Origin of the sequence: Burkholderia savannae (assembly GCF_001524445.2) — a bacterium.
GTDB lineage: Bacteria > Pseudomonadota > Gammaproteobacteria > Burkholderiales > Burkholderiaceae > Burkholderia > Burkholderia savannae.
In genome coordinates this window covers 2,235,599-2,256,699 of sequence record NZ_CP013418.1, presented here as the reverse complement: position 1 = coordinate 2,256,699, position 21,101 = coordinate 2,235,599, and the positions used below count along the sequence as shown (strand labels likewise).

The window sequence follows — 21,101 nt, the reverse complement described above, 5'->3', positions numbered from 1 at the left end:
CCTCACTGAATCATTGGCCCGTCGGCCCACTGCCCCATTTGCTCCACTGCCCCATTGCCCCATTTGCTCCATGGCTCCATTGGCTCCATGGCTCCATGCCCCCGTTATCGGGCGCTCTTACGCGAAGCCGTACAGACGGGCCGGATTGCTCACCAGAATCTTGTGGCGGGCGGTCTCGTCGGGCGCCCAATCGGCAACGAGATTGAGCAGGCCGCCGGTGTTCGGCATGCGCTCCGGCGCGAGCGACACATGCGGCCAGTCGCTGCCCCACACCATGCGCTCGGGCGCATCGTCGATCAGCGTTCGCGCGAAAGGCGCCGCGTCGTCGAAGGTCGGGAATCGCTCGCTGATGCGATACGCGCCGGAGAGCTTGACCCAGTAACCGTGCTCGGTCACCAGATGGCGCAACGCGACGAAGCCCCGCGCCGACAGACCGTCGGCCACGGGCGTATGGCCCATGTGATCGATGACGCCCGTCACCGGCAGCTTCATCATGCGCGGCATGAGTTCGGGCAGCGCCTTGACGTCCATGAGGAATTGCAGATGCCAGCCGAGATCCTTCACGCGATGCGCGAGCGTCTCCATCGCCGCGAAGCCGATGCCGCCGCCGAACAGCACGTTGATGCGCAGGCCGCGCACGCCGGCCGCATGCATCGCCTCCAGTTCGCGGTCGGACACGTCGGGCGCGACCACCGCGACGCCGCGCAATCGCCGCGGATGCCGGCCGAGCACCTCGAGCATGTAGCGGTTGTCGGTGCCGTACACGCTGATCTGCACCAGCACCCCGTACGTCATCCCGGTTGCGTCGAGCATCGCGAGATACTTCTCTTCCGGCGCGGGCGGCGGCGTGTAGCTGCGATCGCCGACCATCCGGTAGGCGGGGTCGGCCGAGACGACATGCGCATGCGTGTCGACCGCGCCGCGCGGCATTGCAAAGCGCGGCGGCTCGATATCCGGCAGCGGCGCCGCGCACGCAGATGCGGTGGAAAAGCGGGAAAGTCCGGTCATCGCTACGTCCTCGTTGCGTGAGAAAAACCCTGCGCAAGCTGGGCGGAACCCGTCGCGCGTGCGCGTCGGCTGGCCGAGTCGCCGGGCGCGCCCGTTGCCCGCCGCGCCGCTTCACGGTCGCCGACTCGGGTGAGCCCGCCGCGATCGCCCTCGCGGCGCATCGAAACCGCGTGATGCGCGAGCGGCGAAATCCGGTGCGGACATTCGTCGCGCTCGCGCCTTCACATGCGCCGCGGCCCGATTCAGTCCTGATCGATGCGCGACACCTGCTTGGGATCGGGCATCCACAGATAACACAGCAGCGACGCCAGCACGCACGCGGACACATACCAGAAGAACCAGGTTTCGTGCCCGATGCTCTTGGTCCACAGCGCGATGTATTCGGCGGTCCCGCCGAACAGCGACACCGTGATCGCGTAAGGCAAGCCCACGCCCAGCGCGCGAATCCCGACCGGAAAAAGCTCGGCCTTGGCGACCGCGCTGACGGACGAATACAGGCTGACGATGAAGAGCGCGGCCGAGATCAGCATGAGCGCGCCGCCCATGGTCGAGACCGTCGTCAGCGCGTTGAAGATCGGCACCGTGCACACCGAGCCGAGCACGCCGAAGGCGATCAGCAGCGGACGGCGGCCGACCCGATCCGACAGGCTGCCGAACACCGGTTGCATCAGCACGAACGCGATCAGGCTGATGACGGACACCATCGACGCGTCCGCCTTGCTCATCCCCGCGCTGTTGACCAGGAATTTCTGCATGTACGTGGTGTACGCGTAGAACGCGACCGTGCCGCCGAGCGTCAGGCCCGCGACGATCAGGCATTCGCGCTTGTGCCTGAACAGCTCCGCGACCGGCGTGCGGCTGCGCTTGCCCAGCCGATGCTGTTCGAACGATTCCGTTTCTTCCATGTTGCGGCGCAGGAAGATCGCGACGCCCGCCGCCAGAGATCCGATCAGGAACGGAATGCGCCAGCCCCAGCTTTCCAGTTGCGCGGCGCTCAGAAAAAACTGCTGCAGCGCGACAAGCACCGCCATCGCAAGCAGCTGGCCGAGCGACAGCGTCGCGAACAGGAAGCTCGAATAGAAGCCGCGGTTCGTCTTGTCGGCCATTTCGCTCAGGTAAGTGGCCGAGCTCGCGTATTCGCCGCCGAGGCTCAACCCCTGCAGCAGCCGCGCGAGAACCAGCAGAACCGGGGCCGCGATGCCGATAGTGGCATAGCCGGGCGTCAAGCCGATGATCAGCGAACCCACGCACATCGCGAGCACCGAGATCAGCAGCGCGGCCTTGCGCCCCTTGCGATCCGCGTACAGGCCGACCAGCCAGCCGCCGATCGGCCGCATGACGAAACCGACCGCGAAGATGGCCGCCGTGTTGAGGAGCTGCACGGTCTGGCTGCCGGCCGGGAAGAAGACCTTGGCGAAGTACAGCGAAAACGCCGAATACACGTACCAGTCGTAGTACTCGATCAGGTTGCCGACCGAGCCGCTGAAGATGGAGCGAAGGCGGGCGAAGGTCCCGGCCGGCCGGGCATAGGGGGCAGTTGCAAGGGGGCGGGCTTGCGACACGTGATGTCTCCGGTTTCGATTGTCATCTCGATTGCGCGTGCGAATGCCGGCGGCGGGCGACGGCGCGCAATCGGGTACGGCAAGGGTAAGAGGAGCAAGCCGACGCAGAAAGCGAAATAATCGGAACAAGTTTGTTCGCTTTTGTGGAAAGTCTTGTGCGAGGCGGAGGCCGGTGCGCGTGGCCGGCTTCGCGCTGCGCGTTCTCGACGGGGCGGGTCGAGATCGGCGCGGGTTCATCGCGCCGCCAGCGTTTGGCCGTCTCGCGCTCCGCGAGCCGCCGGCTCTTCATGCAGCGCCGGGAGAATCGTCGATGCGCGATCCGCGATCCGACGCATCCATGCTCATGCTCATGCGAAGCCGCGCGTCGCCCCGAGCGATGCGCGGCGCGCGGCAACGTCGGCACATGGCGCGGCCGGGGAGCGGCCGGGTTGCCGTCGAGCATCGCAAAAGCCCGGACAGGGCCCCCGCGACTCGATCGAGCGCCGTTCCGGCGGCGGCGCACGCCGTCAGTCGCTTCCGTCGCCCGCCGCGCGAGACCGGTAGCGCAGCAGATGATCGGTGCCGGATTCGGACAACCAGACCTCTCCCCGACGGCCCATCATCTGGCGCACGTTCGCGTGCGGCCGCGGCAGCGTCAACACGTCGAAACGCTCGGCGCGCGGGTCGAAGCGCACCAGCGCGTTCGCGCTCCATTCGCTGAGCCAGACGATGTCGCGGTCGTCGACGAATATCGCGTACGCATGCGGATGCTCACCGGGCAGCCGCCATTCCCGCCATCGGTGCGTCGCGGGATCGAACACGCCCACTTTTCCGGCGTTCCACTCGCTGATCCACACGCGCCCCGTCGAATCGGCCCACGCGCGGCGCGCGCCCTGATTCGGCGTGGGCGGCTCGATCACCTGCGCCGCGCCGCTCGCCGGATCGATGCGGCCGAGATAGTTGCCGGCCAGCGACGCGAAATACACGCTGCCGTCAGGCGTCGCGCAGATGCCGTACGGCCCGGCCCCGCGCGGCGCATCGAACACGCGCATGCGGGCGCTCGCCGGATCGAGCTCGCCGTAGATGCCGCTTTGCCCGGTAAACCACAGATGCCCGCGCGTGTCGAAGACGGCCGTGTTCAGATTGGCGTTCGCCCGCTCCTTCGGCAACGGAAAGCGCGTGACGGCGAGCGTCTTCGAGTCGACGCGGACGATCGCGTTCAGGCCGCCGTCCGTGATCCATGCCGCCCGATCCGGGCCGACGATCACGCCGTGCGGCGCGGCTCCCTCGCCGAGCGGAACCCAGTCGGACTTGCCGCCGCGCGGATCGAGGCGGCCCACCGCGCCGCGCGCCTGCGCGGTGTACCACACGGCGCCGTCGGGCGCGGGCGCGACATCGTGCGGCGCGCTGCCGGCCGGGACGGCGTACGAATCGAACGACGGCGGCTGCGCCCGCGCCGCCCCCACGGCGAGCATCGCGCTCGCCAGGCACGCCGCGAGCGACGCGGCCGGCCCGCTGCCGAGCACCCTGCGCGCCGCCGCGACGAAACGCTCTCTCGCAATCCTCGGCATGTTCGCCTCCCTGCCCGATGAACGGGTATCAAAGCGCGCCGGCGGTTCGATCGCCGCCCCTTTATCGACGCTGGACGGCGACGCGCCTCAGTCGGAAAACGCGCCGTGCCGCCCCTGCCCGGCGCCGAAGCGCGCGGCGCCGGCCACGCCTTCCGCCAGCACGACCGGGACGCCCCTCGCCCCTTCCCGGCGCAGCGCTTGCGCGAGCGGCAAATCCCACTGCTCGTAGGCGGAACGCCGGTCCGCCAACATGCATTGCCGGGGAAATTGCGCGATCTGCCGGGCAAGGCGCGTCGCGTGAGCCAGCCCTTCGCCGTTCGGCACGACATAGTTGGCGAGCCCCATCTCCCTGGCTTCCGACGCATCGACGGGACGTCCGGTCAGAATCATGTCCATCGCACGCCCCATGCCGACGACGCGAGGCAATCTGACCGTGCCGCCGTCGATCAGCGGGATACCCCAACGCCGGCAAAAAACGCCGAAGACGGCGCCCTCCTCCGCGACGCGAATGTCGGCCAGCAGCGCGAGCTCCAGCCCGCCCGCGACCGCGTAGCCGGACACCGCCGCGACGAGCGGCTTCGACAGCGCCATGCGGCTCGGCCCCATCGGCCCCGGCCCGCCGCCCGTTGCGTCGAGCGCGTTGCGCCGCGCGGGATCGCCGGCGGCCTTCAGGTCGGCGCCCGCGCAGAAGTTGCCGCCCGCGCCAGTCAGAACGGCCACCGCAAGTGCGGCGTCGGCCTCGAACCGGGCGAACGCGTCGCTCAGCTGCGAAGCGGTCGGGCCGTCGACGGCGTTGCGGCGCTCCGGCCGGTTGAGGGTGATCGTGCACACCGCGCCATCCGTTGCGAAAAGGACTTCGTCCATCGTCTCCCTCCCGGAGAGCAGACACCACCATTCGTTATACGTCAGATGGCGTCGAGCGAAACGAATTCGGCGCGAGCGTCGCGAAGGGGCGTCGATATCGGAGGGCGGCCGGGGCGGCGCGAATGGGCGTGACGTCGATCGGACTCGACGCCGATGCCGGCGCCTACGCCGCCACCAGCGCCAATGTCGATATCGACATCGACGAAACGGTCGAAGCCGGGCGTCGCGGCGCTGCCGGCGTCCGGGCCGACGCGCCGCGCATCGAACGCAGGCCGGCGTCCATCGATCGTCGCGCGCAACGGATGATCGACATCGATGTCGACGAACGACGGCAACCATGGCCGTTCACCGGCGATCGGCAACGTCGCCGGCGCGAGTCCGCCCGACGCGGCGGCCGCCGATGCCGGGCACGCGCATCGTTCCGTCGCCGATCGGACCGATCGGACCGATCTGACCGATCGGCCGCCCGCGCCGTCCAACGCCCATCACGCGAAATCGCGTGCGCGTTCCGGACGGCGCTCCCTCGCGATGCCTGAAAGCGAAGCCGGCCTGACGCAGCGCCATCCGTGCCGGCGACGAGCCGCCGTCGAAACGCGAAACAGGCGCGCCGAGAAGCAAAGCAAGCGGTCGGGCCGAGCATCGAGGTTCGATGCGGCAGCGGCAAGGTTTCCGTCCGTTTCGACCTAGAATCCGTTATTGATGCGTTGACGATTCATGTGCGCAATCCGGCGTCGAATCGGCCGGCGGCGTGCGGCATCCGTCGCGGCGCGAACGCGCGGGCGGCGCGCCTCACGTCAGGCCGCACCGAACGCCAGTTGGACATAGGCGGCCAAGCCGACCCTCGGCGGCATTTCGTCGGGAATGCAGATAAATCGCGCGGCGGCGGCAACGAAACATTCGTTGCCTCGGCCCGCGCATTCGAGCGATGTCCGCGGCAATCCCGCCGCCGCGCTTCGCGGCGACGAACGGCCGGCGACGGCGGCCACGCCGGCCGTTGCGGCCTGCGCGCAACGGCACGGCGATCCGCGAGAAATCGACGCAGCGACACGGACAAGACGATCGTAACGAGCTCAGCGGCTCGACGCCGGGCGATCACCCGAGGAGACGAATCATGCTGATTGGCGTGCCGAAGGAAATCAAGGTCTACGAATATCGCGTCGGCCTCACGCCGGCGGGCGCGCGCGAGCTTGCGCTGCACGGCCATCAGGTGCTTGTGCAGCGCAGCGCGGGCGCGGCGATCGGCCTGCGGGACGAGGATTACGCGGCGGCCGGCGCGATGCTCGCCGACGACGCGGCCGACGTCTATGCGCGCGCCGACATGATCGTCAAGGTCAAGGAGCCGCAGCCGGCCGAATGCGCGATGCTGCGGCGCGGGCAAATCCTGTACGCCTACCTGCATCTCGCGCCCGATCCCGCGCAGGCCGCCGCGCTCGTGAAGTCGCGCGCGGTCTGCATCGCGTACGAAACCGTCACCGCGCCCGGCGGCGGCCTGCCGCTGCTCGCGCCGATGAGCGAGGTGGCCGGACGCATGTCGATTCAGGTCGCCGCAGCGCACCTCGAAAGCCCCGGCGGCGGGATGGGCCTGCTGATGGCGGGCGTGCCCGGCGTGCCGGCCGCGCACGTCGTCGTGCTCGGCGCGGGCGTCGCCGGCACTTGCGCGCTGCAGATGGCGGTCGGGCTCGGCGCGCGCGTGACCGTGCTCGACACCAGCGTCGATCGCCTGCGCCAGCTCGACCTGATCTTCGGCAACCGAATCGCGACGCTCCATTCGAACGCGCATGCGATCGACGATGCGGTGCGCAACGCGGACGTCGTGATCGGCGCGGTGCTGGTGCCCGGTGCGTCCGCGCCGCGGCTCGTCACGCGCGAGATGGTCTCGAAGATGCGCGCCGGCGCGGTCGTCGTCGACATCGCGATCGATCAGGGCGGCTGCTTCGAAACGTCCCGCGCGACGACGCACGCGCAGCCCACCTACGTCGTCGACGGCGTCGTTCATTACTGCGTCGCGAACATGCCCGGCGCGGTCGCGCGCACGTCGACGTTCGCGCTCGGCAACGCGACGATTCGCCATGCGATCGCGCTCGCGAACAAAGGCTGGAAGCGCGCGCTCGCCGATGATCCGTATCTGCGCGCCGGACTGAACGTCTGCGACGGCCACGTCACGCACGAAGCGGTCGCCCGCGCGCTCGGCCGCGCCTATATGCATGCGGACGAAATGCTCGACTGACTCGTCGCGCAGCGGTCCGAACGAATGAGATGCCCGACGACGGCCGCCGCCGCCGTTCGCGCGGCCTCGCACTCGGCTCGACCGCCGATTCGGCGCGCCGCCCGAGCACGCACACGACGCGCATCGCACGGTCCCGGCCGATGCCCTGCCCCGAGGCAAGCGCCTTGCTCGCGAACGCCGCGTTCGAGCGGGCATCGCCCGCCCGCCGCTCTTCGCGCGCATTCGTCCCGCGTCGCAAGCGTTGCGGCGCACGGCAGGCCGCACGACGCGGATTGCGACCGACGATGCAGCCCGTCTGCGGGCAACGCGCCGAACCCACCCGATGCGCGCGCACGCGCGGCCGTGGCGGCCGATTGACGCACGTCAATCGGCGCTTTGTCGGAATGCATACCCTGAAACCGTGAGCGGCATCGCGGGATGCGCGCGCATTCACGGATCGGAGGCCATCATGCGGACCGGACATCATTTCTTTCCCGAACTCCGGCATGCGACGGTGCCGACCTATTTCGTCTCCTACCTGTTCCCGCTGCTTCTCGCGGGCTACGAAGCGTACCGCGTCGCATACTGGGTCAGCCGGCACGGCTGGCATTTCAGCGAGCTGTCGCAGGCGGGCTACGAATTCACGCTGATGCTGATCGTGTTCGCGCTGCAAGTCGTCCTCGACGGGCTGTTCTTCATCATCGCGTGGATCGGCCGGCATCCGGACGTCGAGCATCGGCTATCGAATCTCACGCTCGGCATCATCTGCTCGGCGCTCGTGCTCGCGTTCGACGTCGTGCTGCAGGTTGCGTTCTGAATCGCCGGCGCGTGGCGCACGCGCCGCGCTTGCCGTATCGCCACCGATCGGGTGCGCAGAACTTGCGCGCTTGATCGGCTCGCCGCATGGCGCCGTGCCGGCGCAATCGACGATCGCCGTGACGAATCTCGGCGGCGGGGTCGGCACGGAAGCGCCCGGCGTCGTCCGTCGCTCGTCGCGCGCACGCGCGGGACCCGGGCGCATCGTCACGACGCGAAGCATATCGATCGGGCTCGATTCGCTTGCCTGCCTCCATCCGCCGGGTCGGTCGGGCAAGTGCAAGCACGCCGGCCGCCTCCGGCGAAACCGTGCGCGGCCGAACCCATGCAATGCAATTCGCCGATTCTCGCCGCGCATGTCCGACACGTGTTCGAGTGTCGGCGAATCCTCTCGCCGATGTCGGATATTTCCGACATCTCGCGCACTCATCGGACAACGATCTCCGACCAGGATGATTGAGACGCGCCGCCGCGCCGCCAATACTGAAACCGTGACAGCAAGCGAAGCGTTCGGCGCTCACGCGGCGTCGGGCTGACGTTCCGGCCGCCGCGTCGGCCGCGACGAACGGCTTCGCGATCGTCAGGAGCGCGCGATGAGCCAGCACATTCGACCGAAATCCGCAGGCGGCGCGGCCGAACTCGGTCTTCCGAGCGGCGCGCATCTGGTGACGAAACGCGTCGGCTATGCGCACCACGGCATCTATATCGGAAACGGCGACGTGGTTCACTACGCCGGCCTTTCCGGCAAACTCCGCGGCGGCCCCGTCGAGATCGTGTCGATCGAGCAATTCGCGGCGGGCTTCGGCGTCGAAGTCGTGTCGCATCCATCGGCGGCCTATGCCGGCCCGGATGTCGTCGATCGTGCGACGTCGCGCCTCGGGGAGCGCGATTACCGGCTGCTCTCCAACAATTGCGAGCACTTCTGTTTGTGGTGCGTGTTCGGGCAAAGCCGAAGCGAACAGGTCGACGCGTGCATTCGCAATCCCGCGCGCGCGCTGGCCGTGCTCTTCCTGATGATCGCTTGCCGGCTCGCACATGGATGGCGCGCCGCCGCGGACGGCCTCGCCGCCGAAGCCCGCGTGGCCGCGGCGCACGCTTGACGAAGAGCGGCGAAAGCGGCCTCGACGGCGCGCGCCGCGCATCGACATCATTCGCCGTCGACTTCCGGTGAAAGTCGCCTCAAGTCCGGATCGCCGTCGCGTGTCGCGCACATCGCGTGTACAGGAAGGCAGGAATCAACTGCCGCATCGGTCGCTTGACGCGCGAGTCGCGCGCCGATTTCGCTGCTCTTTCGGCATGCGCGGAATGCGCCGGCCATGCGCTCCTGCAACTGCGTCGTCACGCCGCCAGCGGCGGCATCACCCCTATCGGGCGGCGTGATTCAACGTGTTCGCCGGCGGCGGCTCCGAGATCTGCATCGTGCATCAGGCCGCGTGTACGCGCGGATTCAAGACGCGTCTTGCCCATCGGTACCGCTGCACCGCAATTCAAATTGCGTTCGATCCTTGCCGCGAATCCACGTTGGCTCACGCCCTGCTCCCGACCATGTCGCTCCACTGACGGGGTCATAATATCTGGCCCGAATCTTTCGCCTGCCACGTTGCCCGTCAGCGGAAAATATGTCGTCCGGGGAAAAACCAAACTCGCCGACACAAGACCTTATCTCCGCGAGAACAGCCTCTCTAGCCGCCGCTCGCTCCTCGGCCAAACGTGCCTCGAGCTCGATTTTCAGCTCTTTAAATCGTTGATACGCGTTCATTTCGTCACACTCTGATTTTTCAAACCCCGCCTTGTTTTCCATAACCCGATGACAATCCATCTCCCACGAGATTTCATCTCGGCGGCAAGATAATTGGTTCGCGTCATACGGTGGCGAGATGTCGCATGTCGTCAAACGCAGCGCCAAACTCGCACCATTTGCCCGGCGGTGCGCTCGCATGCCGCGCCTTCCCGGTTCGAAGCAAGATGGATGGTCGAGATGAAGCCCGGAAGAGTTTTGCCGATTGCGGTCGTACGGCGCGTAGCCGCCGCCTGACGATCGCGACCTGGACGACGTGAACCCAGCCTAGGTTATTCAAATGTAAGAAATTCGAGAATCGAAGTATTTCGAAAAAGTCGGTTCGCTTGCCCGAAGATTGACGGTATGCGTTCCTCATGACGAAGGCTCCGCGCGACCGGGCTGCACGCCCCAAGGAACGCTCAAAAAAGGTACGCAGCAACTGTCAACTTCGTTCGCTCGCTGCGCCCGACGCATCGTGATTCGGCACGTTGGGGGGGCCGCGCCGTGTGGCGCGGCGAGCTCCATGCGAAACGGTAGCGCGGCGATCGAGAAAAGCGCGACGGCACCAACCCTCGGCTTGCCGAGCGCGAACATCACCATCGCGACGCAGGTCGATAGCGACAGGGCGTCAATCGCCTCGGCATGCGCGGAAATGACGCTCGGATTCATCGCGCCGAGTCTCTTGTGCATTCAGGTGGCGGAAGCGCCGGGCGGCTCGCCCGTGCAGGACGGCCGCCGCATGACCGCGCGCGATCAGGGAATGGTCGCGGGTTCCAGTTCGAGGTCGACCACCCGTCGCTGCATGTCCTCGAATTCCGGGTCCGGCTCCGTCGATGCGATCGCGTTCGGAGCTTTCGCGCGCCGTGTCGCGTCGGGCCGAACGCCGATCACGCGCGCCGGTGTGGCAATCGCATCGTCGATGCGGGCAAGCAGATAGGAAAAGAACGGATTCGACGAAATCCTGAACATGGAATCGAGGCTGATCGTCAACACGCCCCGCTCGCCGCGCGGCACGAGCGCACCGAGCGAAACGCCGTATCGCGGGTTGTCCGCATTCGCCGGTTGCGAGCCGTAAAGCGCGTCATCGGGCGGAAACGGCAGCGCCACGTGCGACAGCGAGAAAATCTGCGGCGGATAGGGGAGCCCCAGATCACGGAAGTGCGTGCCCGCATCTCCCGCATCTCCCATATCGCCCGGCTCGACGGTGCGCTCGACCACGCCCCCATGCGCCGCCTCCGGTTTGTCCGCGGCGTTGCCGATCGTCGTGAGCCGGTAGTTCACCGGCAACGTCGGCAGTATCCTGGACAGTTCCCGTGTCGATGCCGGATCGATCAGCGCGCCGAATTTCGCGCGCCGATTGACGTCGAACACCACCAGTTCGCTGCCGTTGTCGGGAAGCATCGCATAGAGCCGCCTGACAATCGCCCGGGTGCTGACCGTGAAATCAAGCACCGACTGGAAAGTCAGTACGGGAGGAAGTCCGTCCAGCCTGCCCGCGCGCGCGAGGCGCGCGATCTGTTGCTGCAGCGCGCTGGTGAGGCGATGCGACTGGCGCGCCCCGTTGACCGGAAACGAGTTGTACTTGAACGGATTGAACTCCGGCACGATGCCGAGCCACGCGGCCCTCTCAAATGGCGGCAGCAGCGCGGGAAGCGCCGCGAGACCGGCAAACCTCGCATAGCGAGTGATGCCGACCATCGGCGAAACCAGGATGATGCGCGCGGGACGGGCAAGACGACTGTCCTCGAGGCTGTCGAGCGCATATTTCATCGCCAGCGCGCCGCCATTGGAAAAGCCGACGAGATGAATCGGGTTGCCGGGGCCGGCGCGGCGCTGCGCCTCGCGCACGGCAAGCCGAGTCGCCGCCATCCACGTTTCCCAATCGACGTTCGACAGGCCCGCGGGAACCGTGCCGTGACCCGGAAGCCGGATGCCCACCGCCACGAAACCGCGCTCGACATAATGCCGCGCGATGTGGCGCAGGCTATATGGCGAATCCGTCAGGCCGTGCAGCAACACGACCGCGCCGACAGGCTTGCCGGCCGGCAGCATTTCGTAAGAACGGTTCCAATCGTGCTCGAAGTGCGGCGGATAGATCGGACTGCCTTCGAAATAACGATTCGAAGGCACGCGCGCCTCCGGCGGCAAGCGCTCGCTCACTTGCGTTTTGACTTGTTCGAACAGAGCGTCCTCGCGACGCAAATAGCCGTCCCAACCGCTCCGGTCGAGTTGCTCGACGTCGAGTTCGTCCGGCACGAAGGTATGCCAGGGTTCGAGCGCGGGCCCGTTGCGAACATCGTAGGCGCGCAGCGCGAGGAGCAGGGCGGCCAGCAGGGCGAGAGCAAGCAGCACGAAGCGCGCGGCTCGAGCCATTCGGAATCGACGCATCATGTTCGATGAATGGGACATAGGCTTCGCAGAGCGAATTGATGCATGAATCACGGTCCAATTACGGAATCGGATCGTGCGCGCACCCGGCGCTTCGCACCCGGACAATGCGAAAGCCGAGCTGGAGTCGGTCCCAAATTGTAATGTTCGGTACAGGCGAATACAAATCCGATCCTCCCTGGCGAACCTTGCCGTCAAGCCTGCCGCTCATTGCACGGCCGTACCGCTTCGCGCCCGGATGGGCGGATGGGCGGATGCCATGCGTTCTCGTCTTGTCCGGCATGACGGGGAAACGAGGGATGACCGGTTCTTCTCCGAAAGCAGCCCAAATGCGAAAGAAGCTCACGCGGCGGCGATGTGATTACGCGCGCTCCGTCGCGTCGAAAACGCGGCCTGGCTATCGCCGCCGCGGCTATCCGACCACGTCGCCGGATAGCGCGGTGAAGGGCGTGGAGGCTACATGTAGCTGATGGTGTAAGTCGCCGTGGCGTTGGCGGGGCCGGGCGTGATGGTGTCGGCGGTTTGGTAATAGCGCGCCGAAAACGGAAGCTGGATTCGTCCGTCCGATTGCCATCGCGAGGTGACGTCCCAGGCAGAACCGAACTGCACGGCCGTCTGAGAGCCGGAATCGCCTTTCAGCACCTGCACGCCGACGCCGGTCGCCGCGCCCGCCTGCGCCGACAGCGCCAGCACACCGGCGCTGTCATAGCCTGATGCGGTCTGGCCGTCCAACGTCAGCGCGACCGAAAACGCGCCAGTATTGCCCTGCTTGCAGTCGAGCTCCAGCATGAAATCCCGCGACGGCGATGTCGAACCGATGCCGGAGCCGAGGCCCGAGCGGCCATTGGCCGCGAACGTGCCGAGATTGACGACGGGATTGGCGTCTCCGACAACCGAGCACGTGCTCTTGGTAAACACCACGACATCTTGCAGTCCTCTGATGAAGTACATCGCGTTGCCGCCCTGGGCCAGCAAGTTCTGGTTCGGGTCCGCCACGCTGAGCACGTGCACGTAGTTGCTCGGCAGCTTGGTGTCGGAGCTCGTGGGCGTCTCCCCGATCTTCACGAGTTCGATGTCCACCGTGAACGGCACCGAAACGCTCTTGACCGCCGAGTCGACCAGCACGTCGGTCTTCCAGTTGGCCGCGGAATTGCCGCGGTCGCCGTTGTAGGTCACGTAGATCGCGAGGCCGCTGCCGATCCTGTTGCTGGTGGTCAGATCGGGACGACGCACGTACGCGTACTCGCTCGTCAACGGATACGTGACGTTCAGCATGCATTGAGCCGTACGGCTGACGCCGTGGGCGCTCATCAGCACGGTGCCGATCGGCGCGTCTTCCGGCACCAGGATTTTCTGGGTCAAATCGAGCAGCACGACGCTTTCGCCGCTGCCTACCGAACAGTTCTGCGTCGCGTGCGCCGCGCCGGCGCAGAGCAGGCTCAGCGCCACCCACGGCAGCAGGCGCCGCATCGACGTGCGCCCAAGCTTCAGTGTGTATTCCTTGATCACAATCGTCCTTTCATCATCGTGAGAAAACGCCATGCGCGCGGCAATCTCCGCCGCGGGAGCGCACGGTCAACCCGATGTCCGCGTCGCCGCGCGCGGGTGCATCGATGCGGCCTGATCGGCGTCCGTCGAGAACGGCTGACACACCGCGTCGAAACGCTGCAGATGTTTCAGCGGACCGGTCTTGCCGTCGGGCGCGTCGGGCGCCTGCTCGGGCAATGCAAGCGTGCAGGCATTGCGGTCTCGCTCGCCCCATCTGACGACGAGCTTCTCGAGCCCGTCGGCGAGGCGCGCGTACAACCGCCCGCTCTGACCGACGGTGCCGACCACGTTGCCGTCCGGATCGGCCACGGACGCGCCGAACGGCAGCACGCTGCCGCCAGGCAGCGTTCCCCGGATCAGGACCGGCCGGCCGACCACGGTGCCGTAGCGAACCTTGACGATCGCGCCGTTCCGGGGCGCAACCTGCTGCCGCGTCGTGAGCAGTTCGACGTCGTCGGGCAGCCCATTGGGATCGATGGACACTTCGTTGAGCCGGTACGGATTCAGGTACGGCACCACCGCATGGCCGTTGCGATCGAGCACGATGGCCGAATACCCGAGCACGCGCGCGCCGGCCGCCGCGGGCGCTTCCACGATCGCGATCGACTGCGCGTTGTACGGCGAGGCCGTGACGCCGCCGCCATCGGCAACGAGCATGCCGCTCGCGCCGGCGGACATCGCGCGGTAGCGATCGGCCACATCGAAGCTGCCCTGCAATGCGCTGTAGTGCGAGCGGTACAGCACCGACCCGTTGGCGCCGACGTCGCGGCTCGAATTGCGCGTCACGCCGACGCTGTAATCGAGCGAGCTGTCTTTCAGCGCGGTGCCGTTGACGGTGGAACGCACGCTGGTGCCGTCCGATCCGTTGGTCACCGCCATGTTGAGCGTCGGCGCGCGCGACTTGCCGCCGAGCGGCACCGACAGCGACAGCATGTAGAGGTTTTCCATCCGCCCAAGCGACGTGCGGCTGCGGCTGATCGAAGCCGTATAGCCGAGCGCGCGAAAATTGTTGCTGTAGCCGATCTGGAACTGGGTATCGCTGCCCGAACGGTCCCAGAAGTTCTGGCTGTAGCCGCTGACGTAGAGATTGCCGGCACGCGAGCCGAAGCCCTGGCTTGCCGTGACCGACAGGCGATTGCGCGGCCTGCTCGTCACCCACGAGGTATCGCTCAGCGTGCCGCGCCGCGCCTGATCGCTGTATTGCAGCGCGTTTTGCAGGTCCATGTAGCCCGACGACGAGAAGCGGTACGCCGCCACCGACAAATTGCTGTTGGTGGCGGTGATCAGCTTGCTGTACGTCGCACGCACGCTGGTGCCGTTGCGCCTGAAGCCGGCGGCCGACGCCCACGACTTGGTCACGTCGAGCGCGAAGGCGCCCAAGGGCGTGCTGAACGCGCCGCCCGCGAGCACGGCCCCATAGTCGTTCGTGACCTGGGCTCCCGCATACGCGGTGAAGCTGTTGGACAAGCCTCGCTGCACGGTTGCCTGAATCACCCTCGGCAGATAGCTCAACCCGCCGTACCGCACCATACCGGCGACCACGCTGTAGCGCGTCCTGCCGGGGCGCAGCAGTTGCGCGACCGACGCGTAAGGCACCTTGAACTGCTGCACGCGGCCGTCCGCCTCCGTCACCGTGACGTCGAGGTTGCCGCCGTAGCCGGTGGGGTACAGATCGTCGATCACGAATTCGCCCGGCGCAACCGAGGTCTCGTACAGCACCGCGTCGCCCTGGCGCACCGTCACGCGCGCGTTGGTTTGCGCGATGCCGCGCACGACCGGCGCGTATCCGCGCATCGACTCCGGCCACATCTGATCGTCGGTGGCGAGCTGCACGCCGCGGAACGCGAAGGTGTCGAAGATTTCGCCGCTGGTATTGGATTCGCCCAACGTCACGCGCGCCTTCAGCGGCGTGATGTCGCGCTGCACGTAGGTCCGGATCGAGCTGTAGCGTGAAGGTTCGCGTTCGCGCCACTGGTAGGAGCCGCTATGGCGAAACATCCAGCCGCCGACGTTGAAGCCGGCATTGATGCCGACGTAAGCCGACTGCTGCGTCAGGTTGCCGGATTCGCTGCGGTAAAAGGTGGCGTTGTAGCCCAGCATGCCCGCCGTGACGCCCGAATCCCACAGCGCCGGATCGACGTAGCCTCGCGCATGGCGGCGTATCAACGCCTGCGGCAGGCTGACGTCGAGACGCAGCTCCGCTGTGTCGAGGCTGGCGCGCGCATCGTCGGACAGCGCCTCGATGCTGACGCAGCCGGCCGCGTCGGCCAGCCGCGCGAGCGTGTCCGCGGGCACCTGTGCGGGGTCGATGGCCAGGCGGTCGAACAGCGTGCGCGACACGCAGACGCGCGCGGCGCCGCCGTCGGAGCCTTCGGAGCCGTCGCCCTGCTTGACGGTAACGGTTTCTCGGCCGATGAAGCGATCCGCCACGTAGACGTCCACGCGGTACTCGCCGGGCAGCAGCGGATTACCGTTGGCGAACCGGGACAAATCGACGGTCTCGCCCGAACCGGAGCGCAGGAAATTCTGATCGAAGCTCGCGCTGGCGAGCGTCGCCGTCGGCTCGCGCCGCGGCGCGGAAGCGGATGCGCCATCGCTCGCGGCCGACGCACACTGCGCCACGCTCATGCTGGCCAGCAACGCCGCTGCGGGAAGTGGTTTGAGAACCGGCAGGCGCGCGCGAGCGCGCCCCGCCCTCGCACGGGCCGAGTGATTGATATCCATGGTGACTGAAGGTTGAAGTGCGTCGCGCCGGGCGCCGCCGCCGGCTGTGGGGCAAGGCGCGGCGCGGAGCGAAACCGGGGGTGTCAGGGCGTGCCGAGGGTGCTTTCGCCGCGCGCAATGCCGCCGTAGTCGGTGATATAGCCGAACGCCACGCGCGCCTTCTCGAGCTGTGCCGGAAGCGACGAGGCGAAACGGAACAGATGGGTCGCGCCCGGCGCGATCATCGCCCCCTCGCCGGCAATGACGGATTTGCCTTCGGGGCCGATCTCGACCGTCGCGATATTGACGTAGTAAGCGCTGGGATTGCTCGCCAAGACGCCTTGAACGCGCCCGTTGCCGTCGCGCTGCACCTGCCATCGCACCTGTTGCGCGGCGGCCATCGCCCCTTCGTCGGTCAACGCCGCGGGCCGCAGGAATATCTTGACGCGCGAACGGATGGCGAGCTGCATCAGGTTTTCACCTTCGACGGCCTTCGGCCTGGGCGGAATGTCGAGCACGTTCAGCCAGTAGAGCGATTCCTTGTCCTCGGGCACGTCGTCGCCGAGAAAGGAGAGCCGCAACGTCTGCCCCTTGCCGGGTTCGACGCGGGAAATCGGCGGCGTGATGACGAACGGCGCGTCCGCCTTGTCGGGCGTCGCCGTCGTGTCGCCGCGATCGACCCATGCCTGAACCAGTGCGGGCTGATCGCCCCGATTGTTCATGCGCACGGACACTTCGCGCCGCCCCTCGGGATAGATCACGCGCGTGCCGAACAGAACGATGTTGGCTGCCGCCTCGGTGCTGACGACAAGGGCAAGGGAAAGGACGAAGAGATGCAACCGCGAGCGGCCGCGCTTCGGCGTTCTGAATGAGAGCATAGTGAATTCCAGCCTACGAAGGAGGGCTGGAATAGCCCCCCTTGCCGTAAAAGGCTCCATGCAGACGACGGAGCCTCGCCGACGGTGCTTACAGATAGTCGATCGAGTAGGTCACCGAAGTTTGAACGTCACCCGCGGTGGCGGCGCCGGTCGCGTAGTACTGAGCGCCGTAGACCAGCGTTGCCGCGCCGTCCGTCAGAGCGGAAGCGGCATTGCTGCGCTGCGACTCGTCGCCCGCTTGCAGCACGACGCCGTCCGCGTTCAGCAGTTGAACCTGCACTTGCGTGGCGGAACCGTTGTTGTTCAGGTTGCCGCTCGTGGCGTCGACGTTCGGGCCCGCCTCGAAGAAGGCGCGGACTTGCGTGGCGTCGCCGGAGCACTCGCTCAGCGCGATCGTGAAGTTGGTCGCGCCCGCCGTGCTGCCCTTCGTGCTCAGCGTGCTTGCCGACACCGTCGGAAGCTGAACGGTGGCGTCCTGGTTACCGCCGTTCACGCTGATCGTGCAGGTCTGCGCCTCGATTGCGCCATTGAACGTGATGGTGCCGTCCGATGCGTGAGCGGCCATGGGCAGTGCGAGAGCGGCGGAAAGAATGCCGAAGGCGATTTTCTGGTTCATTCGATTTACGTTTTCCGTTTGATTGAACAGGGTTTGATCGTTGTCGCGCCATGCGTGGCATTGCGGACAACGATTCATTCTGTTCCATTATTCGGAGTCCTTAAATCGCAAAACGTCCAAATACGCAACGCAGAAGACAGCGGCGGCGACAGCGTCATGCCCCCTCGCGCTCGCGTGCCGCGGCGCGAGGGGGACGATGCGGACAGGCCGTCGGATCAGCGACGTGCGAGCGACAGCAAGCCCGCGCCGATGCCGCCGGCGAGCAGTACGCCGCCGACGAGCAGCGCCGCGGCAACCTTGCCGAAGGTGTCGCCCAATCCGGCCGCGCCGCCCGTCAACTCCGGCGGCTCCCTCACGGTGAGCTCGGCGTTCGACGCCGGACGAAACATCGCCATGATCGAGCTCGTCGTGATATCCGACCAGCTCCACGCGCCTGCGACGTTCGCCGTTTCCATGTAGTTGAGTTCGCGCATTTTCAGCTCCTTCGTTAGCGTCGGATCGTCTGGACTCCGACGTTGTGACACGGAGCCGTCTCGTCCCCGGCACTTGGCGTGCAGCGGTCGCGCCGCGCGGGACAAGACGGCCGCCGGATTTACTTCAGTGCCGGATAGGTCGGATCGAGCAGGCTGTTCATGTTCTCGTTGAACCACGACGCCGTCGGGGCCCAGTCGTTCATGAGGCCGTAAATGGCGCCGCCCACGAGGCCGACGATCGCACCGGCGATTGCACCGACGCCGGCCGAAATGATGCCCGCGCCCACGATGCCGCCCGTGCTGCCGCCCGTCACGCCGCCCTTGAAGAAGCCCGTGCCGAAGCCCGTGAGCGCACCGAGAACGCTGGCACCCAGACTCGACCAGAAGCCTGCGCCGGCGACATGCTCCAGTTCCATCACGGTCAGTTCACGCATTGAAATACTCCTTTTGAAATAGTGGATTGGCGAACAAAGAAAGGCCGGTTCGCCGGCGGCTCGAATCGTCAGCGGGCTCGTCGGTCGCGCGCCGATGCGCACCGATGCGCGACGCGCGTCCGACGCGCGCCTCACCGCGTCGCGACGGGCAACGGTACGAACGCGGCGCGCCCGTTTTCCAGCAGTAAGGCCCGCTGCGCGCTGCGGATGGTTTCGGGGCGATGGGCGATCAGGATGCGCGTGATCGGCATCGCGCTGACGGCCTCGTTGATCGCGAGTTCGCGTGCGACGTCGAGATGGCTCGTGGCCTCGTCCAGCACCAGAATGTCCGGACGCCGATACAGCGCGCGCGCCAGCAGCACACGCTGACACTGCCCGCCCGACAGGGACGATCCCATGTCCCCCACCAGGCTCTGATAGCCCATGGGCATCGCGGCGATGTCGTCGTGGATCTGCGCGAGCCGCGCCGCGTCCTCGATCCGCGCCAGATCCGGTTCGAGATCGAAGAAGCCGATGTTGTCCGCGATCGAGCCCGCGAAGAGAATGTCGTCCTGCATCACGCAACCGATGCGGTCGCGGTAGTGCTGCAAGCCGATGTGGCGAATGTCGACGCCATCCACCGCGATCGTGCCCTCCTGAGGTTCGAGCAGCCCCAGCAGCAGCTTGGCCAGCGTGGTCTTCCCCTGCCCCGAGGGGCCGACGATGGCCACCGATTCGCCGGCGGCGATATCGAACGAGCAGCCGTCGAGCACCCACGGTTCGCCTTCCGCGTAGCGATAGCGCAAATTGCGAACGGAGATCGCGGGCGGCGCATCCCGTTGCGTGCTCGGCATGTGCGCGACGCTCCCTTCCATGTCGGCCTCGACATCCGTCAGCACGATATCGGCGAGGCGCTCGCCGTACAGCCGCAGCATGCGGAAATCGATCAGCGCGTCGATCAGGCCGGAGCCGCGTCCGATGAACTGATCCGCAAAGCTGATGTAGGCCACCAGCATGCCGGCGGAGAAGCTGCCGTCGATGACCTGCTGCGCGGCCAGCCACACGAGCGCGACCCGGCCCATACCGGAAACCAGTCCGTGAACGGCGGAGAAACCGATGGACAAGCGCTGGATCGCGATTCCCTTGTTCGCGGTCTCGACCATCGCATTGGCGTAGATCGCCACGCGCTCGTCCTGCTTGTTGGCGAGCTTGATGGCTTGAACGCCGCGGATCGATTCCAGCAATTGAGTCTCGGTCCGCGCCGCGTAGACGATCTGGTCTTCGTTGGCCTGCCGGAACGGACGGTACGCGACGGCGCGCAGCAGCGCGTATGCGGCGAACAGCGCGATCACGAGCCAGGTCAGCGTGCGGTTGTAGACGAACAGCATGCCCAGCGTGACGACGGCCATCACGCCGTCGAGCAAGGTGCCGACGAAACGCGAGGTCAGCGTGCTCTGGATCGTGCCCACCGCACCGAAGCGCGACACCACGTCGCCGATATGGCGCTGCTCGAAATACGTCATCGGCAACCGCAGCAGATGCGCGCAGACATTGGCGCTCCATTGCACGCTGAGCAGGCTCGAGAACCATGTCACGACCCACGAGCGCAGCGCCGTGATGGCGGTCTGGAACAGCGCCACCATCGCGAAGCCGATGCCGAGCAGCGTCAGGAGATCGCGATCGGACGAAACCAGCACGTGATCCATCACCCACTGCATGTAGAACGGCGTCAGGATGCCGAACAACTCCAGCGCGACGGACAAGGTCAGCACCTGGACGAATGCCGAGCGCACGCCGAGCACGCTGCCGATCAGCCGCAGCATCGAAATCGATTCGCGCTCGCGCTTGCGTTCGAACGCGGCGGTCGGCAGCAATTCCAGCGCGACGCCGGTGAAGCAGCGCGAGACTTCGTCCATCGGCACCTTGCGCGCGCCGCGCGCGGGATCATGGATGACGATGTGATCGCGCTCGACGCGCTTGAGCACCACGAAATGGCTCATCTCCCAATGCAGGATGCAGGGCCGCCGCAGTTGGCCGAGCTCGCCCAGCTCGAGCCGCAGCGCGCGCGACGCCAGCCCGAGGCGCTGGGCTATGCGCATCACGTCGCCGAGCGTGGCGCCCTTGAGCGACGTGGTGAAGCGCTGACGCAGATGCATCATGTCGATATCGTGGCCGAAGAATCCCGCCACCATTCCCACGCAAGCAAGCCCGCATTCGGCCGCTTGCGTTTGCAGGATCACTGGCAGCCGGCGTCCCCAGCCAAAGCGCAAGGCATTCAGAATACTCATCGTTCGGA

The 21,101-nt window shown here is 66.8% G+C and carries 19 protein-coding genes; 4 read left to right on the top strand and 15 right to left on the bottom strand.

The window, feature by feature from the left end:
- Nucleotides 1-117: 117 nt before the first annotated feature.
- The 5 genes from WS78_RS31005 to WS78_RS30985 form a co-directional block, all read right to left on the bottom strand.
- The gene (locus WS78_RS31005) at nucleotides 118-1,008 is read right to left on the bottom strand and encodes an amidohydrolase family protein (RefSeq protein WP_059576927.1); all 891 of its coding nucleotides are present in this window, start codon (nucleotides 1,006-1,008) and stop codon (nucleotides 118-120) included.
- Nucleotides 1,009-1,250: 242 nt separating this feature from the next.
- Complete coding sequence (locus WS78_RS31000) at nucleotides 1,251-2,570, bottom strand: MFS transporter (protein ID WP_059576930.1); 1,320 nt, start codon at nucleotides 2,568-2,570, stop codon at nucleotides 1,251-1,253.
- Between the two features lie 506 nt (nucleotides 2,571-3,076).
- Nucleotides 3,077-4,120, bottom strand: coding sequence for a Vgb family protein (locus WS78_RS30995; RefSeq protein ID WP_059576933.1), 1,044 nt, complete (start codon nucleotides 4,118-4,120; stop codon nucleotides 3,077-3,079).
- A gap of 87 nt (nucleotides 4,121-4,207) precedes the next feature.
- Nucleotides 4,208-4,984 (bottom strand): crotonase/enoyl-CoA hydratase family protein, encoded by a 777-nt coding sequence (locus WS78_RS30990; RefSeq protein WP_038747457.1) that lies wholly within the window; start codon nucleotides 4,982-4,984, stop codon nucleotides 4,208-4,210.
- A 41-nt stretch (nucleotides 4,985-5,025) separates the two neighbouring features.
- Complete coding sequence (locus WS78_RS30985) at nucleotides 5,026-5,319, bottom strand: hypothetical protein (protein WP_059576936.1); 294 nt, start codon at nucleotides 5,317-5,319, stop codon at nucleotides 5,026-5,028.
- Between WS78_RS30985 and WS78_RS36650 the strand changes: the two genes are divergently transcribed.
- From WS78_RS36650 to WS78_RS30965, 4 genes are all read left to right on the top strand, one after another.
- Nucleotides 5,300-5,671 carry a hypothetical protein gene (locus tag WS78_RS36650; protein WP_156437376.1) on the top strand — a complete coding sequence of 124 codons (372 nt, stop codon included), beginning with the start codon at nucleotides 5,300-5,302 and terminating at the stop codon, nucleotides 5,669-5,671. The genes WS78_RS30985 and WS78_RS36650 overlap by 20 nt on opposite strands.
- A gap of 424 nt (nucleotides 5,672-6,095) precedes the next feature.
- The gene (gene ald, locus WS78_RS30975; protein ID WP_059577044.1) at nucleotides 6,096-7,211 is read left to right on the top strand and encodes an alanine dehydrogenase; all 1,116 of its coding nucleotides are present in this window, start codon (nucleotides 6,096-6,098) and stop codon (nucleotides 7,209-7,211) included.
- A gap of 448 nt (nucleotides 7,212-7,659) precedes the next feature.
- Entirely contained in the window at nucleotides 7,660-8,007 is a 348-nt protein-coding gene (locus WS78_RS30970; RefSeq protein WP_038747449.1) for a hypothetical protein, read from the top strand.
- Nucleotides 8,008-8,599: 592 nt separating this feature from the next.
- Nucleotides 8,600-9,106 carry a lecithin retinol acyltransferase family protein gene (locus WS78_RS30965; RefSeq protein ID WP_059576942.1) on the top strand — a complete coding sequence of 169 codons (507 nt, stop codon included), beginning with the start codon at nucleotides 8,600-8,602 and terminating at the stop codon, nucleotides 9,104-9,106.
- Between the two features lie 347 nt (nucleotides 9,107-9,453).
- Here the strand turns inward: WS78_RS30965 and WS78_RS30960 are convergent, their stop codons facing one another.
- The 10 genes from WS78_RS30960 to WS78_RS30920 all read right to left on the bottom strand — a co-directional run bounded on the left by WS78_RS30960 (nucleotide 9,454) and on the right by WS78_RS30920 (nucleotide 21,093).
- A complete protein-coding gene (locus tag WS78_RS30960) occupies nucleotides 9,454-9,765 on the bottom strand; it encodes an H-NS histone family protein (protein WP_038747569.1) in 312 nt (103 codons plus the stop codon).
- A gap of 393 nt (nucleotides 9,766-10,158) precedes the next feature.
- Nucleotides 10,159-10,476, bottom strand: coding sequence for a hypothetical protein (locus WS78_RS36645; protein WP_152611690.1), 318 nt, complete (start codon nucleotides 10,474-10,476; stop codon nucleotides 10,159-10,161).
- A 63-nt stretch (nucleotides 10,477-10,539) separates the two neighbouring features.
- Nucleotides 10,540-12,159: an alpha/beta hydrolase gene (locus WS78_RS30955; RefSeq protein ID WP_226377263.1), complete on the bottom strand. Its 1,620-nt coding sequence runs from the start codon at nucleotides 12,157-12,159 to the stop codon at nucleotides 10,540-10,542.
- Nucleotides 12,160-12,630: 471 nt separating this feature from the next.
- The gene (locus WS78_RS30950) at nucleotides 12,631-13,716 is read right to left on the bottom strand and encodes a fimbrial protein (protein ID WP_081989519.1); all 1,086 of its coding nucleotides are present in this window, start codon (nucleotides 13,714-13,716) and stop codon (nucleotides 12,631-12,633) included.
- 33 nt (nucleotides 13,717-13,749) lie between these two features.
- The gene (locus WS78_RS30945; RefSeq protein WP_226377329.1) at nucleotides 13,750-16,350 is read right to left on the bottom strand and encodes a fimbria/pilus outer membrane usher protein; all 2,601 of its coding nucleotides are present in this window, start codon (nucleotides 16,348-16,350) and stop codon (nucleotides 13,750-13,752) included.
- Between the two features lie 179 nt (nucleotides 16,351-16,529).
- On the bottom strand, nucleotides 16,530-17,264 hold the full coding sequence (locus WS78_RS30940) for a fimbrial biogenesis chaperone (protein WP_038747563.1): 735 nt from the start codon (nucleotides 17,262-17,264) through the stop codon (nucleotides 16,530-16,532).
- A 127-nt stretch (nucleotides 17,265-17,391) separates the two neighbouring features.
- On the bottom strand, nucleotides 17,392-17,919 hold the full coding sequence (locus WS78_RS30935) for a fimbrial protein (RefSeq protein ID WP_038747437.1): 528 nt from the start codon (nucleotides 17,917-17,919) through the stop codon (nucleotides 17,392-17,394).
- A 215-nt stretch (nucleotides 17,920-18,134) separates the two neighbouring features.
- Nucleotides 18,135-18,392 carry a hypothetical protein gene (locus WS78_RS30930; protein WP_038747434.1) on the bottom strand — a complete coding sequence of 86 codons (258 nt, stop codon included), beginning with the start codon at nucleotides 18,390-18,392 and terminating at the stop codon, nucleotides 18,135-18,137.
- Nucleotides 18,393-18,511: 119 nt separating this feature from the next.
- Nucleotides 18,512-18,826 (bottom strand): hypothetical protein, encoded by a 315-nt coding sequence (locus tag WS78_RS30925; RefSeq protein ID WP_038747431.1) that lies wholly within the window; start codon nucleotides 18,824-18,826, stop codon nucleotides 18,512-18,514.
- A gap of 131 nt (nucleotides 18,827-18,957) precedes the next feature.
- Nucleotides 18,958-21,093, bottom strand: coding sequence for a peptidase domain-containing ABC transporter (locus WS78_RS30920; RefSeq protein WP_038747428.1), 2,136 nt, complete (start codon nucleotides 21,091-21,093; stop codon nucleotides 18,958-18,960).
- Between the last annotated feature and the right edge of the window lie 8 nt (nucleotides 21,094-21,101).

Excerpts from the sequence above, each read along its gene's own strand:
- WS78_RS30945 (WP_226377329.1), bottom strand. The coding sequence starts at position 16,350 with ATGAGCGTGGCGCAGTGTGCGTCGGCCGCGAGCGATGGCGCATCCGCT.
- WS78_RS30990 (WP_038747457.1), bottom strand. The coding sequence starts at position 4,984 with ATGGACGAAGTCCTTTTCGCAACGGATGGCGCGGTGTGCACGATCACC.
- WS78_RS30925 (WP_038747431.1), bottom strand. The coding sequence starts at position 18,826 with ATGCGTGAACTGACCGTGATGGAACTGGAGCATGTCGCCGGCGCAGGC.
- WS78_RS30970 (WP_038747449.1), top strand. The coding sequence starts at position 7,660 with ATGCGGACCGGACATCATTTCTTTCCCGAACTCCGGCATGCGACGGTG.
- WS78_RS31005 (WP_059576927.1), bottom strand. The coding sequence starts at position 1,008 with ATGACCGGACTTTCCCGCTTTTCCACCGCATCTGCGTGCGCGGCGCCG.
- WS78_RS30965 (WP_059576942.1), top strand. The coding sequence starts at position 8,600 with ATGAGCCAGCACATTCGACCGAAATCCGCAGGCGGCGCGGCCGAACTC.
- WS78_RS30995 (WP_059576933.1), bottom strand. The coding sequence starts at position 4,120 with ATGCCGAGGATTGCGAGAGAGCGTTTCGTCGCGGCGGCGCGCAGGGTG.
- WS78_RS30920 (WP_038747428.1), bottom strand. The coding sequence starts at position 21,093 with ATGAGTATTCTGAATGCCTTGCGCTTTGGCTGGGGACGCCGGCTGCCA.
- WS78_RS30930 (WP_038747434.1), bottom strand. The coding sequence starts at position 18,392 with ATGCGCGAACTCAACTACATGGAAACGGCGAACGTCGCAGGCGCGTGG.
- WS78_RS36650 (WP_156437376.1), top strand. The coding sequence starts at position 5,300 with ATGTCGACGAACGACGGCAACCATGGCCGTTCACCGGCGATCGGCAAC.
- WS78_RS30955 (WP_226377263.1), bottom strand. The coding sequence starts at position 12,159 with ATGGCTCGAGCCGCGCGCTTCGTGCTGCTTGCTCTCGCCCTGCTGGCC.
- WS78_RS30960 (WP_038747569.1), bottom strand. The coding sequence starts at position 9,765 with ATGAACGCGTATCAACGATTTAAAGAGCTGAAAATCGAGCTCGAGGCA.
- ald (WP_059577044.1), top strand. The coding sequence starts at position 6,096 with ATGCTGATTGGCGTGCCGAAGGAAATCAAGGTCTACGAATATCGCGTC.
- WS78_RS30950 (WP_081989519.1), bottom strand. The coding sequence starts at position 13,716 with ATGGCGTTTTCTCACGATGATGAAAGGACGATTGTGATCAAGGAATAC.
- WS78_RS36645 (WP_152611690.1), bottom strand. The coding sequence starts at position 10,476 with ATGCACAAGAGACTCGGCGCGATGAATCCGAGCGTCATTTCCGCGCAT.
- WS78_RS30935 (WP_038747437.1), bottom strand. The coding sequence starts at position 17,919 with ATGAACCAGAAAATCGCCTTCGGCATTCTTTCCGCCGCTCTCGCACTG.